Source organism: Dyella sp. GSA-30, assembly GCF_027924605.1.
In the GTDB taxonomy this organism is placed as follows: domain Bacteria; phylum Pseudomonadota; class Gammaproteobacteria; order Xanthomonadales; family Rhodanobacteraceae; genus GSA-30.
The window spans coordinates 3,908,653-3,925,514 of the sequence record NZ_AP027042.1 but is presented as its reverse complement, the minus strand read 5'-3'; the positions used below and the strand labels follow the sequence as shown (position 1 = coordinate 3,925,514).

Annotated in this window: 12 protein-coding genes; 3 read left to right on the top strand and 9 right to left on the bottom strand. The window is 60.7% G+C overall.

Features of this window, described 5'->3' with window-relative positions:
* Positions 1-37: 37 nt before the first annotated feature.
* From QMG46_RS16480 to QMG46_RS16470, 3 genes are all read right to left on the bottom strand, one after another.
* Positions 38-487 (bottom strand): c-type cytochrome, encoded by a 450-nt coding sequence (locus QMG46_RS16480; protein ID WP_281848933.1) that lies wholly within the window; start codon positions 485-487, stop codon positions 38-40.
* Positions 484-2,091 carry a flavin monoamine oxidase family protein gene (locus tag QMG46_RS16475; RefSeq protein WP_281852911.1) on the bottom strand — a complete coding sequence of 536 codons (1,608 nt, stop codon included), beginning with the start codon at positions 2,089-2,091 and terminating at the stop codon, positions 484-486. Before QMG46_RS16475 ends, QMG46_RS16480 begins: the two co-directional genes overlap by 4 nt.
* Before the next feature lie 80 nt (positions 2,092-2,171).
* A complete protein-coding gene (locus QMG46_RS16470) occupies positions 2,172-4,604 on the bottom strand; it encodes a TonB-dependent receptor plug domain-containing protein (RefSeq protein ID WP_281848932.1) in 2,433 nt (810 codons plus the stop codon).
* 270 nt (positions 4,605-4,874) lie between these two features.
* On the opposite strand from QMG46_RS16470, the gene QMG46_RS16465 reads away from it, so the two are divergent.
* Entirely contained in the window at positions 4,875-7,085 is a 2,211-nt protein-coding gene (locus QMG46_RS16465; protein ID WP_281848931.1) for a beta-glucosidase, read from the top strand.
* Between the two features lie 264 nt (positions 7,086-7,349).
* On the opposite strand, the gene QMG46_RS16460 is transcribed toward QMG46_RS16465, so the two are convergent.
* The 6 genes from QMG46_RS16460 to QMG46_RS16435 form a co-directional block, all read right to left on the bottom strand.
* Positions 7,350-8,024, bottom strand: a complete 675-nt coding sequence (locus QMG46_RS16460; RefSeq protein ID WP_281848930.1) for a PA4824 family protein — start codon at positions 8,022-8,024, stop codon at positions 7,350-7,352.
* A gap of 89 nt (positions 8,025-8,113) precedes the next feature.
* Positions 8,114-8,809, bottom strand: coding sequence for a hypothetical protein (locus tag QMG46_RS16455; protein WP_281848929.1), 696 nt, complete (start codon positions 8,807-8,809; stop codon positions 8,114-8,116).
* A gap of 77 nt (positions 8,810-8,886) precedes the next feature.
* Positions 8,887-10,035, bottom strand: coding sequence for a M23 family metallopeptidase (locus tag QMG46_RS16450; protein ID WP_281848928.1), 1,149 nt, complete (start codon positions 10,033-10,035; stop codon positions 8,887-8,889).
* A 342-nt stretch (positions 10,036-10,377) separates the two neighbouring features.
* Positions 10,378-11,721 (bottom strand): c-type cytochrome, encoded by a 1,344-nt coding sequence (locus QMG46_RS16445; RefSeq protein WP_281848927.1) that lies wholly within the window; start codon positions 11,719-11,721, stop codon positions 10,378-10,380.
* Between the two features lie 4 nt (positions 11,722-11,725).
* Positions 11,726-13,495 (bottom strand): GMC family oxidoreductase, encoded by a 1,770-nt coding sequence (locus QMG46_RS16440; protein WP_281848926.1) that lies wholly within the window; start codon positions 13,493-13,495, stop codon positions 11,726-11,728.
* A 2-nt stretch (positions 13,496-13,497) separates the two neighbouring features.
* Positions 13,498-14,277 carry a gluconate 2-dehydrogenase subunit 3 family protein gene (locus tag QMG46_RS16435; protein ID WP_281848925.1) on the bottom strand — a complete coding sequence of 260 codons (780 nt, stop codon included), beginning with the start codon at positions 14,275-14,277 and terminating at the stop codon, positions 13,498-13,500.
* Positions 14,278-14,886: 609 nt separating this feature from the next.
* Between QMG46_RS16435 and QMG46_RS16430 the strand changes: the two genes are divergently transcribed.
* A complete protein-coding gene (locus QMG46_RS16430; protein WP_281848924.1) occupies positions 14,887-16,014 on the top strand; it encodes a Cache 3/Cache 2 fusion domain-containing protein in 1,128 nt (375 codons plus the stop codon).
* A gap of 47 nt (positions 16,015-16,061) precedes the next feature.
* Positions 16,062-16,664 carry a DUF8082 domain-containing protein gene (locus QMG46_RS16425; RefSeq protein ID WP_281848923.1) on the top strand — a complete coding sequence of 201 codons (603 nt, stop codon included), beginning with the start codon at positions 16,062-16,064 and terminating at the stop codon, positions 16,662-16,664.
* The last annotated feature ends 198 nt before the right edge of the window (positions 16,665-16,862 follow it).

The following is a 16,862-nucleotide window of genomic DNA, read 5'->3' as shown; positions in this document are numbered from 1 at the left end:
AGGTTTTCTCCAGGGGAAGGTAACGAATGGGAGATATCTAAGGATGCATGGCTGAGACTTCTTGCGCACTGATGCGATCATCGTATCGATTGCCGAAGTGCGTTCGAATGTAGTTGATCACCCCCGCAATCTGTTCATCGGTAAGCGTCGCATCGTCAAAGAAGCGATCCTTTGGGCCCGGTTTGGGGGCAAACGATGGCATATCGCGGCGGCCATTCAAGATCACGGCTGCCATATAGTTAGGCGAGGCGAGTCTCGGGTTGTCGGTCAGGGCGGGATACGTGCCGGCGCCCTTTGCCCCCTTGGCATCGGGCATGTGGCAACCCTGGCAGATGCTGCGAAAGACGACTTCGCCGTTGGCCGAACTGAATGTGGTGCGCAAATAGGACGCGTTGTCGGATGACTGAGCGTGTGCCGGCAGCAGACAACACCACAGGAAAGCGCCGCAAAATATCCGTGGCAATGTTTTGGTTGTCTTGCTGCTCATGCCCTGGCCCCCGCGATAGCACGCTGATGAATGCGGCCGATCGCGTCGATCGCCGACGTGACTGCACCTTCCTGCCACGCGGGCAGATAAGACGCATGCTCTCCGGCAAGCGCAATACGTCCATCGATCTGGCAGAGATTGTCGTAGTGCTGGCTGCGCGCCTCTTCCGACCACACACCGAAACACCCCATCGTGAAAGGGGAGCGGTGCCAGCCAACCGCCACGCCGGACTCGAATTCCCTGGAATATTGCGGATGAATCTGGTTGCCGTATTCCACCGCTTTGCGTATCCGTTGCTCGGGTGTCATCGCGGTAAATTCGAAGGCATTGAGACCCCAGATGTAGGCGCCCAGCAGCACGCCCTTGCCGCTGCTATGAAAGCCTGTACTGGGATAGCTGATGTTGCTGATCGGCAGATCGGTGTAGCTGATGCCGCCATAGATATGCTCGTCTTCTTCCCAGAACCGGCGCTTGAACTGCAGGCCGATCTTTACCGCGGCAGCGTAAGGTACGGCGGCGATGGCATCGGACATGGCCTGGCTGACGTTGATCGGTAACTGGCTGAGTATGGATAACGGGATCGTGCACAGGCACCAGTCGCCGCGCGCAACATGCGTATGGCCTGGCGCTGTCGTGTCTTCATAGGTGACGTTGACGCCGTGGTTGTCCTGTTGAATCGAGGTCACTTTGGCGTTGTAGCGAATAAGCCCCTTCAGCTCGCGCCCAAACGCCTCGCCGATGCGGCCCATGCCGCCGACGGGCTGAAACAAGGTGGTCTGAAATTCATAGATTTCACCCGCCGCCAGGTTGGCCCATAAGCGTGAACCGAGGACATCCTTTGCGCTTAACGGTTCGGAAGGAACCGGTTTAGCCGCCAAGCCGCCACCGGGATCTTGCTCATAGCCGCGCCGATCGCTGCTGGTCGTTCCACGCACGTAGCCGAGATTCTTATCGAGCGCGCCCCACTCACGCAGGGATTCGAGCAGCAGTTCCTGGTCCTCCTTGCTGACCTGCGCATCCAGCTTGCCTTGCTGCGTGGTCTTGGCCAGCAACTCGGCTACATGCCCGCGATAATCGGCATTGATGGTGCGATAGCGCTGCGGCTTTCCTCCAAAAGCCTTGGCGCTGTGCAGGTAGGCGTTGTGATTGACCTGCACATAGGCTTCCAGCGGCACGCCGAGTTTCTTGCAGTAGCTGAGGATGCCGTGGTGGTGATAGGGCAGGCGCCAGGGCCCCGGGTTGATGTACAGGCCGGGATCGAATTGGCATTGCTGGGTGAATCCGCCCAGCTCGGTAAACGTATCGCCGCCGCGTAGCGACCAGTTACGCCCGCCGGGGCGATGGTTGTATTCCAGTACCTGTACTTTGTAACCGGCCTGGCGCAGCTCATAGGCCGCCACCATGCCGGCAATGCCTGCGCCAAGAATCAGCACCGATGCTCCCTTTGGAGCGCCTTGCAAGGGCGGCGATTGCTTGAACGTGGATTCGGCGGCGAACCCCAGGCTGCTCATCGCCTGATACATCGCCGCCGTGCCCGCGGTGAGGCCGATCATGCGCAATAGATCGCGCCGTTTCATTGAAAATTTACAGCCATCGTCTTCCATCGAATACCCCAGCCGAGTCAAGGCGAATACGCGAGCCAAGCCTCGTTTCGGCCTGAGCCGAAACGAGACAGTTCGGCCCATCAGAAGTGATACGTCACCTTGCCGTACCAATAGCGCCCGTTGAATCCGAACGGCGACAACGCGGAGTACTGCAAGCCATCCGCGCGGTCTTCATAGACGTTATTGAGTGCGGCCTTGGTCGGGTATTGATTGGTGAGGTTGTCGCCGCCCACGGTGAACGACCAGTCGCGGAAGTTGTAGCTCGCCGCCATATCCAGTAGCCAACGTGCGGCGAAAGTTTGATCCTCGCTGCCATCGCTCAAGTCGCCGCGGCGGGTCACCGAACCGTAGCGGGTAAGATTCGCGTGCAGGTCGAAATCGTGAATCAGCCAGTCACCGCCGAATACGTATTTCGTATGTGGCGTGGCGTCGGTAAGCAGGCCTTCGCTGGCCCGGCCGAACGCCGGCGTGGATACGCTGAGCACCTTGGTATTGTTGTAGTTGCCGCTGAAGGTCAGATTGACTTTGCCGTAGTCGTTGAAGTCCAGGCGATAGCTGGTAATCAGGTCGGCGCCGCGAGTGCGCGTGCTGGCACCGTTGACGAAGAACTGCGCACCGGTGACCTGGCTGGTCAGCGTGGGCGTCACGGCGATCTGATCGGAATAGAGAATCTGATTGCCGATGCGTATCTGATAAAGGTCGAGCGTCGCATTGAAGTTGTCGAGCGGTTGCCAGACGGCGCCCAGGCCGTAGTTGGTCGATTTCTCCGGTTTGAGCGGTTTGGCACCGAGCGCGATGGCGGCCGGGTCCGAGGTGCGGAAGGTACCGATCTGCGCAAGCTGACCATTCTGGATCAGCGTTACGACCGATTCGTAATTCTGTTGCGCTAATGATGGTGCGCGAAAACCGTTCGACACCGTGCCACGTAGCGCGAAACTATCGGTGAACTGATAGCGCAGCGAGATCTTGCCCGATCGTGTTGCGCCCGCGTCGCTATAGTCCTCGTAACGTGCGGCCACGCCGGCCGACAGCTTGCTGGTGAGATCCGTTTCCAGGTCAAGATAGGCCGCTTCGCTATGCCTGCCAAAGCTGCCGGCTACGCTCGGTGTCAGTCCCGGATATACCTGCGAGCCACCTGCATACGGCGTGGTGGTGCCGGGAATGAGCGTGGTGGGAGAGAAAAAATACGAGTCGGGGTCTCCCGAATCAATGACGTAGGTCTCTTTACGATATTCCCCGCCGAAGGCGACCGTGACCGGATTGGGCAGAAAGCCCCAATGGAAATCCTTGCTGAGGTCGAGATTGACCACGCCTTGCTTGTTTCGAAACGTGCCGGCATTGAAATAGGTCGGCGAGTAGCCCAGCGTGTTGTACAGATTGACGTTGACGGTGTTCTGGATATCGAAATCTAGGTTGTTCTCGCCATAGTCCGCCGACAGGTCCCAATGCCAGCCGCCATCGGTATTGCCCTTGATGCCCAGTACCGTGGCGATATCGTTGCTGTGATTGACGATCTGCGGCAGGAAGCCGTTGGGATAGATCTGCACTACATTGCGAGCCGAGTCGAATGCGCGGTAGTAGCCATTCGATGTGACATCGCGCTTGCTGCCATTGAGATAGCCATACAGCTCGATATTCGGCGTGATCTGATAACCGAAATTGAGCAAGGTCTGATAGGTCTTTACGGCCGGGTCGCCATAACGTTCATAGGGAATGCCGCTGGGGTTGGGCGCACCGGCAATCGTGGTCGAGATGTCCTTGTTCTCGGCACGATTGGTGTTCATCGCATTCTGGTAGTTCCAGGCCAGTCGGGCCCAGCCCGGTGCGTTGTCGCCGGTGCCACCCAGCGGAATGCCGACCGATCCCTGCACGCCATTTTGCGCACCGTCCCCTTTGTCCATGATGCCGCCGTTGACGGTGATACTGTTGCCGCCCTCCACGCTGCCGTGCTTGAGCACCACGTTGATGACGCCGGCAATGGCATCGGAGCCGTACTGTGCGGCCGCACCGTCGCGCAGCACTTCGATGTGATCGATGGCGGAGATCGGGATCGAATTCAGATCGACCGGTGCCGATCCGCGTCCCACGGAGGAGTTGTAATTGACCAGGCTGGTCGTGTGATAACGCTTGCCATCGACCAGAACCAGCACCTGGTCGGGCGACAGGCCACGCAAGGTCGCCGGACGGATCGCATCGTTTCCGTCGTTGATGGCAGGTCGGGGGAAATCCAGCGAAGGCAGCAGAGTGTTCAATGCGCTGGCCAGATCGGTGCTACCGCTTGCGGTGAGATCCGCGGGAGTGAGCACGTCGATGGGAGAGAGAGACTCGGCAGCGGTGCGATCGGTAGCACGGGTGCCGGTAACGACGACTTGTTGTAACTGTTTGGCTTTTTCGGGCGTAGCGGGATCGGCAGTGTCTTCGGCCCATGCCACCGAGGTGGCCAGGGCTAAATTCAGGCCGAGCAAAGGCAGCAACGCGGCTGCGAGCGGGCGTCGCAAAAGTCGGTCTTTCATTGTGTCTCCCCAGATCAGACAGTTAGAGCTATAGAAATTCCTCTCATGGATGGCATGTCCTTAACCTGTTCATGCAGCGCAACAACTTCCCTAAAAACGGGCTGCAAATTCAGGCTATGACATATGTTGCACTGCGTCAACAGGACGACATGAGATTGCCTTGAGGCTGTCAAGTTTTTGAAGATCGCGGCCGTTGCGGTACACGATTTCCCCGTTGCGCTACATGTCGGCTATCGTGTTTCGCCAAGAAGCAAACGCCCCGGAGATCCAATGAAAGGCCAGGCAGGTATGACGATGTTGCGATATGCATTGGCGATAAGCCTTGGCGCGTGCGCGGTCATGGCGCATGCGCAAGCCACAACGGGCCAGCCCTGGAAAGATGCACGACTATCCCCTGACGTGCGTGCCACGCGGCTCGCAGCCCAGCTGACCCAGGACGAAAAATTTCATTTGATCCGCAGCTATTACGCTGCACGGCCCAAACCTGGCGACAAGCCAGTGCCACCGGGCGCTATCGGTTCGGCCGGCTATGTTCCAGCCATTGCGCGACTGGGCATTCCTGCGCTGCAGGAGAGCGACGCCGGATTAGGCGTTGCCAATTCCGACAAGTTTCGTCCCGGCGATACCGCAACGCCGCTTCCTGCCGGCCCGGTGACTGCAGCCAGCTGGGATCCGCAAGTTGCTTACCGTGGCGGCGCGATGATCGGCGCGGAAGCGCATAGCAAGGGCTTCAATATTCTGCTTGCTGGCGGCGTCAATCTGATGCGCGAGCCGCGCAATGGGCGCAACTTCGAATATGCCGGCGAAGATCCATTGCTGGCCGGCACGATCGTCGGCGAGGCCATCAAGGGCATACAGAGCCAACGGATCATCTCGACCATCAAGCACTACGCGGTCAACGATCAGGAAACCGGGCGCAACACCATCAATGCGCAGTTGAACGAACAGGCCATGCGCGAATCCGATCTGCTGGCGTTCGAGCTGGCCATCGAGCGCGGCAAGCCTGGTTCGGTGATGTGCTCATACAACAAGATCAATGGCGACTGGGCTTGCGAAAACGACTATCTGATGAACCAGGTGCTCAAGCGCGACTGGCATTATCCGGGGTTCGTGATGTCCGACTGGGGCGGTGTACATAGCGCTGCCAAGGCCGTCAACGCAGGCCTGGACCAGGAATCGGCAGGCGAGACATTCGACCAGGAAGTTTATTTCGACGCTTCGTTGCGGCAGGCCTTGGCCAAGGGCGAAGTAAAGCAGCAGCGCTTGGACGATATGGTTCAACGCATTTTGCGCAGCATGTTTGCGGCGGGTTTGTTCGATCAGCCTCAGCAGAAAAAAGCGATCGACGAGAAGGCCGACCTGGCGGTATCGCGTTCGACGTTGGAGGCCGGTGCCGTCCTGCTGCGTAACGAAGGCGAGCTGTTACCGCTGAATGCGACAAGCCTCAAGTCGGTGGCGGTCATCGGGGCTCATGCCGACAAGGGCGTATTGGCCGGTGGTGGTTCGTCGGTAGTGACGGGCAAGGGCGGCAACGCCGTGCCCGGATTGGCGCCCACCGATTGGCCCGGTCCCGTGATGTATCACCCGTTCGCGCCGTTGAAAGCCATCCGCACTGCGGCACCATCAGCCGACGTGCAGTTTGCTGAAGGCAAGGATGTAGCCGCAGCGGCGGAGCTTGCCAGCCATGCGCAGGTTGCTGTCGTTTTTGTGCAGAAGTGGGCGACCGAATCGGTCGATGCGCCCGATCTGAGTTTGCCCGACGGGCAGGACGCGCTGGTGGCGGCCGTGGCGAAAGCCAACCCGCATACCATCGTCGTGCTGGAGAATGGCGGCCCGGTGGCGATGCCCTGGTTGAATCAAACGGCGGCAGTGTTGGAAACCTGGTATCCCGGTGGTGATGGTGGCGAAGCTATCGCCCACTTGCTGTTCGGCAAGGTCAATCCGTCAGGGCGCCTGCCTTTCAGTTGGCCGCGCGACCTATCGCAGCTTCCGCGCGCCGATCTACCCGGCGCCACCGGCGGCACGCCTCCCGCATCGGTCGACTACAACATCGAAGGGGCCAACATCGGTTACCGCTGGTATCAGGCGCGCGGTATCCAGCCACTGTTCGCCTTTGGCTATGGGCTGTCCTATACGCGCTTTCAGCACGGCGATCTGAAAGTCGTCACGCGCGACGGCCGTGTCCAGGCCACTGTGCAGATAAAAAACACCGGCAAGCATGCCGGCGCGGATGTCGCCCAGATTTACGTGCAGGTCCCAGGTGGCAAAGTGCGTCGCTTGTGCGGTTACGCCAAGGTCTTCCTGCAACCGGGTGAGCAACGCAATGTAAGCATCCCGCTGGAGTCCCGTTTGCTGGCGGACTTCGATCCGGCGCAACATCGCTGGGTCGTGCGCGGCGGGTCTTACGCGTTTGTCGATGGACGCTCCGCCGAAGAGCTTGGTCAGCCCGTCGCGCTGGAGCTGCCCGCGCAAAAGCTCTAGGGCCTGTTAACGCTATTTACGTAGCCCGCGTTGCTGTCGAGTGGTCGTCAGGTGGTAGCGTGCGGCGCCGCGCCTGGCTCATTGCCAGGTCAAGCCGTGGGCTGCCGGCTGGCGGCCACTCGGCAGCAATCCGAAGGGCCCGGTCTGTTTGCCCGCCAGCCGGCGTCATCCCTCGGTCGTGTACGGACGTACACTCGCTCGCTCTTCCTTGGCTGACGGGCAAACAGATCCCGGCGCGGGCCACGTAAATAGCGTTAACAGGTCCTAGAACGCGAGATTGAGCCCGACCGTTAGCCAATGGTCGGGCCCCGACATGCCGGCGATCAGGTCGACGCTGTCGTTGCCGAAAATGTAACGGCCGCCGAACTGCTCTTCGTTGCGGCCGTTGATGGGCCACAAATGTTCGGCCAATAGCGTGATGCGCGGCGACAGGGTGTATTCGGCTTCCTGACCGATCAAAAGATGCGACGCATGTCCTGGCGTACGCATCATGCCGGTATTGAAATTCACGGCCCAGCGCTGATCACTTTCGAGGATGCGCGAGAACGAAGCGTATGCGATCTCGTTATCCCAATGCCCTTGCGCATGGGTCGCACCGACGTCGACCGCGATACCCCAACGATCGCCCGCATCGCCATTGCGCAGCTGCCATTTGATCGCCGGGCTGACCAGGCTTGCATGAGGGTTCCGTTGAACTCCCAGCGCGGCAGACCATTCGACAGGCCCGGTACTGCAGGCGGGCGCTGCTTCGAGCAAGCTCGCGCCAGACGAAAACGTCTGTAGCCAGCTTTCCAGCTGGCATCGCCCTGGCGTGGTGATCGAGGCATCGTCGACCAGGTAGCTGCCGCCAGCGGCAAAGGAAGGCTGGCCGATCACGCCAAGCGCGAGGCTCAACAGCCCATAAGTGGCCCGCCTGAGATGGCGCCCCCGGCGTTGCACATACATCCCCTTGCAGTCGCTTTACCGAGCGACTTTGGGTGGCGAATGTGACAAACCGAGTGGCCCTACGATGACGCGACGGCCATGGCCTAACGGTGGTGGCTCGAATCCTCATCGGTGGACAGGCCACCCATGCCCATGCCACCGCCGCCGGCCGCGCCACCGCCCATACCTTTGCCACCGCCCTGATTGCCGCCGCCTTCGCCTTTGCCGGCTCCACGTGACGCTGAGGGTCGGGCTGGGCCTTGCGCAGGAATGGAAAGGTGGCTCGGCACCGGTTCCAGGTCCAGCACCTGGCGAATAAAGTCACGTAGCGAGATAACGAGTCTGTCGGTATGCGCAGGGCGCCCGGCGGCAAGCTCGGTAGCCGCCTTGGCGGCCAACTGCACTTGTTCCTCGGTGCCTAGCAGAATGATGTCGGAGAGTGCGGCCTCTACGGCATCGCGAATCCGGCGTGCGCGATCGGAGTTATGTCTGCCATCGTCGAGCGCCGCCGCCTCCATCGCTTCGTTTGCGTGCACTGCCTCTATCTCGGCCTTACGCCGCAGATCGCGCAGATGCGATGGGTCGACCGCCAAGTCGCCGGTGAACGAGCCGCCGAGCGTCTTGTAGGCGGCGATCAGGGTGCGCAGGCGCTCGTTGATCTGACGATTTTCGCGTTCGCGTCGTTGCTGCACCGTCTGCATCACGACCAGACGTACGCCAACCATGATCAAGGTAATCAGGGCCAGACCGAACAAGGTCGAGAACAGAGCCTGCCAGGAACTGAAATCCAGACCGCGCATAGATAGTCCCTTGATGCCTGTCGAGGAATTTAGTCTATATGCGCCCCCGGCGCTCGTTGTCGACCGCTCGTTGTCGACTACGGGTCAAAGGTCAGCACCGCGCTGGCATCCGGCCATTCGGCAAGCCGGCTCGCGGTCTCGCTCGCTGCTAATGGCACCCAGGGCGTTCCAAGCTTGGCGATATCCGGATAGCTGCCCAACACGTGGAATCGACGGATCTCGAAGGGCAGGCCTTCTGCATCGAGAGGCGAGTTGCCGTTTGCCACGTGAAAGTGCAGATGCGGCCCGGTGGATTCCCCGGAAAACCCCAATGATCCGATGACATCGCCGGTGGCGACCTTGTCGCCAACCGCGACTTTGACGCTGCCTTTTTTCAGGTGTTCGTAAAAGGCGAAACGGCCGTCGGGTAGCTTTAGCGCGACATAGTTGCCGGCATCGTCGGCAGGTTGATGCGTCGTGCGTTGCGAGATGCGCGCGGGCTCGTCCATACCATCGCGCACCGCGGCAACCGTTGCATCGGCCACTGCCAGTACGTCATCGCCGTAACCGTAGGCTTGCGCGATGACGTCGGGATCGCCCTTGGTCATGCGGCCGTTGCCGTCAAGCTTGACCCAATCGACCGCGAACCGTCCCGGCAGTCTTGCGTGGCCGGCGACCGTGTAGAACACGCGGCGATGCCCGCGCGGCCATGCCGCATTGTGGATCGCCACCCATGGACCGCCGCGAAGCGGAGGGGCAATCAGCGAAGGCTTGGCGTTGCTCATCAGCGGCGTGTCGCCGATCTGCGTCGTGTTGGCGCTGCCATCGGCCGCCGTGTAGTCGACACGTTGTCGGATCGTGGCGACTGCTGCGTTTATCGGCACGGTGAAATCCATGAACAACACCGCTTGTTGGCCGGGTGCGACCTCGAGCTGGTTTCCCTTCAAGGGAGTGGTGGAGCCGACAAGGGTGGCATGGCCCATCAAGCGTTGACCCGAGAGCGCGGTGATCGTGTGGCCATCACGCGCATCGCTTACGGTGAAACCTGTGACAGTAAGCCGTTCGGCGGAGAAATTGGTGAGATGGATTTCATAGCTCACCTGCCAATGGTCGCCGACGCGGACGGGAGTGGGAGGTACCGGGATGCCTATGTCGAAACCATTGCGGAGCGCGGCGTCCTGCGCGGATGTGTTGATGGCGATAAGACAGGATGCGATCAGGGCAAGTGCCACGAATAACCGGGTCAAGGTGTTGCCTCTTGCAGTCGGGTCGATGCGCTGCAGCTTGCGCTTGTGTCGAAGCCGGTACCTGTCCCAGAAGTCCCTGCGGCTTCCTTGGTTTTGTAGGAGCGGCTTTAGCCGCGACTCCACAGTTACATCACGGCTTGTCGCGACAGAAGGTAACCGCGGATAACCTCAGCTTTTACCGTCATCCCGGCGAAGGCCGGGATCCATTCCTCAGTTGTCGCTTTTCAGGCGTTGTGTGGCAAGCCTCTGAGCTGAGGAGTAGATTCCGGCCTTCGCCGGAATGACGAATAGGGAGGTTTTTTTAAAACTTCCCTGAAGTCGCTCCTACAAAGATTGCAAGCACTAACGATCCCCCGAATTATCCGTCAACCGCTCCTTGTCCAACTGCAATTTGCCGCGCATCTTCGCCACCTGCGAAGCGCTTACCGCGGCCGCCCGATTGCCCCAACTGTTACGCAAATAGGTGCTCACGTCGGCTACTTGCTGATCAGTGAGCTTCCACGCAAAGCTCGGCATGGTCAGCGGCGATGGCCGTGTTGGCGATGGGCCGACGCGTACTCCGGCCAGGATGATATGCAGTACGCTGGTGGGATCGTTCTGCTGCGCCACCGCGTTATTGCCCAGCGGGGGAAAGATCGCCGGCTGGCCGACGGCATTTTCGAGATGGCAGGCCGTGCAGGCGTCGGAGAAGATCGCCGCACCGCGCTTCATCGACGCCGCATCGGGTGCAGCCACGTCGACATCCGCGCTGGCCGGCAGGCTCTTCAGATACACCGCAATGGCGTGTCGATCCTCATCCGTGATCAACGAAGTCGAATAGGTGACGACGTCGCCCATCGGGCCGCCAGCCGCGGCGCGAGCATTGCGTCCGGTACGCAGGTATTCGGTGATGTCGTCGATACTCCATCGGCCCAGGCCCGTGCGCATGTTGCCGGTAAGGTCCGGTGCCACGAAGTTGTCCAGCAGACCACCCTGGAAGTCGTGGCTTTTCTTGTCCGCGCCCAACAGGTTTCGTGGCGTATGGCAGGCACTGCAATGTCCCGGGCCGCGTACCAGTGCTTCGCCATGACTCCATTCGGGCGGTGCGCCTTGTGGCGGCTGCGCCGCGGGCGCTTGCCCAAGCGACAGCAGATTCCACACGGATACCGACGCGCGGATATTCATCGGAAAGATCAACTGATTGCCGGGCGGATCGTAGGCCGCCGGCGGCGTGGTTTTCAGGTAGGCGAGCAAGGCGTCGTCGTCATCGCGACTGAGATGGCGAAACCACGGATAAGGGAAGGCCGGATACAGGTGCTGGCCGTGACCGCCGATGCCATCGTGCATGGCACGGTAGAACTGATCGGGCGTCCAGTTGCCGATGCCGTGACTCGGATCGGATGAAATATTCGAGGAGTAGATCACGCCGAAGGGCGTGTTCAGTCCCAGCCCGCCGGCAAACGGTTCGCCGTCGGCGCGCAGGTGGCACGAAAGGCAATCGCCCATGCGCACCAGATACTGTCCATGTCGTAGTTGTTCCGCGTTGGGCCCATCGGTGATCGGATCCAGCAGCATCCTGGCGGCGGCCACCGACGTGACCGGCGTCGCCGGCAGGCTCGAAGCACGGCTCATGCTCCAGGAGACAAACGCGCCGGCGATCAGGCCGAGCACCAGCAACACTCCGACGATACGAAACAGTATGCGCATGGCACTACGCCTGTACCAGTGGACCGGGATTCTTCAGGTATTGCTGCACGATCGCCTGCGCCGAGTAATACGCCAGCGCGGCGACGGTACCGGTGGGGTTGTAGCCGGCGTTTTGCGGAAAGGCACCGGCACCCATCGAGAACACATTCGAGACGTCCCAGCTCTGCAGGTATTTATTGACGACACTGCTGGCCGGACTGTCGCCCATGATGGCGCCGCCGGTATTGTGGGTGGTCTGGTAGGGCACGACGCTCCACGAGCCAACACGCCGATTGAGCTTGATCTCACGCGGATTCATCGCTTTGGCGATTTCCGCGGCGCGATCCGTGAGGTAGTCGGACATCTTGTGTTCGTTGTCGGTAAAGTCGAACGTCATGCGCAACATCGGCCGGCCATGAATGTCGCGGTAGGTGGGGTCCAGATCCAGATAGTTGCCGCGATGGCTCATGCATGAGCCGTGCACGCTCAGGCTGAAGGAGCGTAGGTAATTTTTCGCCGCGGCATGTTTCCAGGCCATGCCCCAGGCCGGCGTGCCTTGCGGGGTGTAGATCATCTCGATCGGGCGCCCGCCGGTGATCATGCCGGCGATATAGGCGCCGCCGATAAAGCCAAGCCCCGAGTGATCGAAGTTGTCGCCATTGAAATCGTCGACCACGGTGGCGAGCGCACCCGCGCCGATAAAAGGATTGATCAGCTTGTCGTCGAAGAACACGTTCACCGACGACATGGTCTGGTAGGCATAGTTTTTACCCACCACGCCCTGGCCCGTCTGCGGGTCGTACGGTGTGCCGATGCCCGAGAGCAACAGCAGGCGCACGTTCTGCAGGATGTAAGACGACAGGATCACGATCGACGCAGGCTGAAAGAACTCTTCGCCCGCGCTGTTGACGTAAGTGACGCCGGTGGCGTGCTTGCGATCGGGCGACAGCTCCACCTTCAGCACTTCAGTTTCGGTGCGCAGGGTGAAATTGGGCTTGGCCATCACATAGGGCAGGAGAGTCGTCTGCGGGCTGGCCTTGGAGTAGTTGCCGCAACCGAACTTTTCGCAGAAGCCGCAGTAGGTACACGCGCCCAGTTGTGCGCCGAAGTTATTGACGTAGGGCTGCGAAAGATTGCCGGTGGGATGAGGAAACGGATGCCGTCCGAGCTCGGTCGCGGCCTTGCCGAACAGCGTGGGCCCATAGGTTTGCGGCATCGGCGGCGTGGGATATTCGGCCGAACGCGCGCCCTCGAACGGATTGCCGCCGGGTTGAATCGTGCCGTTGAGGTTGCCGGCCTTGCCGCTGGTTCCGCACAGTACGTCGAACTGGTTGTAGAAGGGCTCGAGCTCTTCGTAGGTGACGCCCCAGTCCTGCACGGTCAGGTCGTAATCGGTGACCGCTTGCTTGCCGTAGCGCTGTTCGTTGTGACTCTTGGTCAGGAAGTCCGAAGGCAGGAAACGCCAGATCTGGCCGTTCCAGTGCACGCCGCCGCTGCCGACGCCCGTGCCGAGCAGGAACGAACCCAGGTGCCGCATCGGCAAGGCTGTCTGGCTGGTGTTGTTGCGGACCGTCAGGGTGTCGTCGGAGACGTTCTGAAACAGATGATGCCGCCACATGTAGCGCAGTTCGTCCTGCGCAAAACCGGTGGCGAAGTCGGTGGACGTGTCGCGCCAGGGGCCGCGTTCCAACGCAAGCACTTCAAGCCCCGCGTCGGCCAGTTGCTGCGCCATGATCGCGCCGGTCCAGCCAAAGCCGACGATCACCGCATCGACGGGTTTCAAGGTCGTCGCCATGCTCAGCTCTCCCCATTCCAGCCAGGACGGCCCTTGAAACCCACGGGCGGGAAGGGCACCGGCTCGCCGTGGCGCGTCACCCATTCGCGATAGTCGTAGTGCGCGCCGGGGAAGCCGATCATTTTCCAGGCGGCCATATCCTTGTTGCCGCCGTAGATCGGGTCGGAGAAATAACCTTCCTTGGTGTTCTGCAGCAGCATGGCGAAAAAGGTCTTGGCGTCGACGCCGTCCTCCAGCTGGATGGAGCCGCTTTCCATGCCCTTCAGCAGCTTGTCGCGATCGTCGTCGGACAATTTCGCGAAGTCCGCGCCGTTGAAATTCGCGTGCGCATATTTGTCGATCGCCGCGATGGCCGCCCGATACATCTGCGCCGGCGAGAAACGGCTTTGATAGCCCTGTTCCGGCGCGCCTTTGGGCCACGGTCCGCCCAGGTAGTAATGATCGCCGCGGCCAAACGGCCCGGCCAGCTGCCGATCCAGAAAGAACGGTACATTCGCTTCGACGGCACCCGGCCCAACCTCGTCGTTGGGAATCAGACGGCTGACTGCCGCTTCGATAAACACGCGCTCGGCAGGCGTGAAGAACTTGAAGTCGGTGCCGGAGATCCCCGGCGGTTGATCCGCCAGCCCCTCGGTCCAGGGCACGCCACCTTTGTAGGTGCGCGGCGGCGCGCCGAGTTCGCCATCATGGACTTTCGCGCCGAGTGAACCTGCTACGCCGGCACCGGCCGCAACGGCGGTGCTGATCAGGAAATGACGCCGACCGGGAACTGGCTTATCCATGGGACCCCTCGCGTTGACGCAAGACACCGCTTCAATACTTCTCTCGGTTTGGTGATGTCTTGGTGAAGCAGAGGCTGGTTGATTTAAATATAAATAAAAACAGTGAATTATGATAATAATGTGATGTAAATTATCACTATGATCTGCTTGCGGGGCAACGTCGGAAACCTCGAAAGACCTCCCTAGCCGTCATCCCGGCGCAGGCCGGGACCCAGTGACTTCGATTTCTGGTTTTGCGATAGAGCGAGTGCTTGATGGTTCTCGCGATAACCCAGCACAAAGCCACTGGGTCCCGGCCTGCGCCGGGATGACGAATGAGGAGGGGTGTCTACTCGACGACTGCGTTTGCACGCGACCATGTAAACGTTTTAAGACCAAAGGCGCATGGCGCATCCCTTGCGAGCCGCATCACAATTTCATACGTATGAGTGGCATCATGTCGCGCTGAAGACCGCAGACCATGTCGAAGCCGTGCAAGTGCCGGTTATGCTTGCAAGTAGACGCGCAACTGACGCGTCATGCCGTTCCCGATGACTGGCCACTTGCCCTGGCATGAGAGGTCGCGGGAGCCAAGACTCAAGTGGGTGCTTTTTTAATCAGGGGAAAGTCATGTTTCAACGCTCGCTGCGGGTGCGCCTGCTGCTGCCGGTATTGGCCTTGGTGCTGATTGCCGTCATCGCCTCTACCTTCGTTCTCGCTACGACCGAGGCAAGCCGGATCCGGGACGACGCCGACGCATCGATCGGCCGCCAGACCACCGCGCTGCAGAGCCTGCTGGCGGTGACCCGATCGATCATGCTGGACCAGGTAAAAAGCTCCATGCGCCTGCTGCGCACCGAGAGCGACCGGCTGGGCAATCCGAGTGCTGGTCCTGACGTGGATGTGGCCGGGCATCAGGCCAGCGACCTGCAGTTCGGATCGACTCGCCAGGCCAATCATTTCGAGCTGGTCGATCAAGTGACCCAGATCGCCGGAGGCACGGCCACGATCTTTTCGCGTTCGGGCAACGATTACGTGCGTATCGCTACGAACGTGAAGAAGGACGATGGCAGCCGCGCCGTGGGTACCCAGCTGGACCCGAACGGTCCGGTGATCGCCAATATTCGCAAGGACACCAATTTCTACGGTGTGGTGGACATTCTTGGCAGCCCCTATGTGACCGGTTACGAGCCCATCTACAACGCGGGCAACAGCAGCGTGATCGGCATCTGGTACGTGGGTTACAAGACCGATCTGGATTCGCTCGACCGCGTCATCAGCCAGTCCAGCGTGCTCAATTCGGGCTTCGTAGCCTTGTTCGACAGCAAGGGCAAACTGCGTTTCCACTCCAAGACGGGAGCCACCCAGACTCCTGAAGCGATGGACACCATCGTCAAACAGAATCCGCGCGACTGGGTGATCAGCAAGCAGGACGTGCCGGGGTGGGGCTTCACCCTGATCGCTGCCTATCCCAAGAGCGACGTCAACGGTCAGATTCATCGCCAGTCGATGTGGATCGCGGGTTTTGGCCTGGTTATCTGCGCGCTGTTGCTGGGCCTGCAATCGGCATTGATCTGGAGCCGCGTGCTCAAGCCGGTGCAGCGCCTGACCGCTGTTGCCGACGAACTGAGCCTGGGCAAATGGGATAACACGATCGACGAGGTCAACCTCAAGGATGAAATTGGTACGCTCGCCCGCGCCATCGCACGCCTTTCCAACAGCGTAAGATTGGCGATGGAGCGTTTGAGTAAACGTTGAGCCGCCCGTGAAAGGACACTACACGACAGTCGCAGGCAGGAACCCGCATGGCCAATGAGTCTCGAAGCCTGATCGACATCTTGCGCGAGTTGCACGCGTTGGCGATAAAGAAGTCCTCCGGGTTCTTCTTTATCGCCACCACGGACAACCACTCCTGCACGATCCGCATGCGCGGCGGCATGATCGAGGACGTCATCTACAGCCGCCTGCGCGGCGATGACGCCGTGCAGTTGCTCTCCAACACCCAAGGCGGGCGTGGTCGTTTCCAGCCCGATCCGGGCAGCAACGCCGCTGGCCGCAGCACGCTGAGCCAGGCCGCCCAGAGCTGGCTGCTGGGCGGGTTCGAGTCGGGCCCGCCCAGAGGGCTTGGCGGTGGCGGTACGCAAGAGCCGCGTTCCGCGCCGCCCCCCGCCGTCAGCGCGCCCGCCGGCCCACCGGCCAGCGCGGCCTCGGGCGGTCACACCGCAAAGATCATTGAACGGGTGGCACTGAACTACCTGGGGCCGATCGCCGGCATCATCTGCGAGGAAGCGTTCGAGGCATCCAGCGATGTCGAGGAGATTCTCGAATTGATCGGCAAGAACCTTATCTCGGGTGACGAGATACTGCGTTTCAAGAAAGAGGTCCGGGCCGCGCTTGCCGCCGGCTGAGCATAGGGAAAGCCTATCCCCGGCATCCAAACAAGCGATTGGATTTGGCGGCCGCACTCCCGGAAAATTTCTCCACTTTATGAGGAGAATCGATATGGCGGGTTTCAACACCTCCCGAGCCAGCTGGCTGTCGCACCTGGCATCCGTCGCAGCGGTGGCTTGCGCCGTGGCCATAGGCGTGACGCAAACCGGTACGTT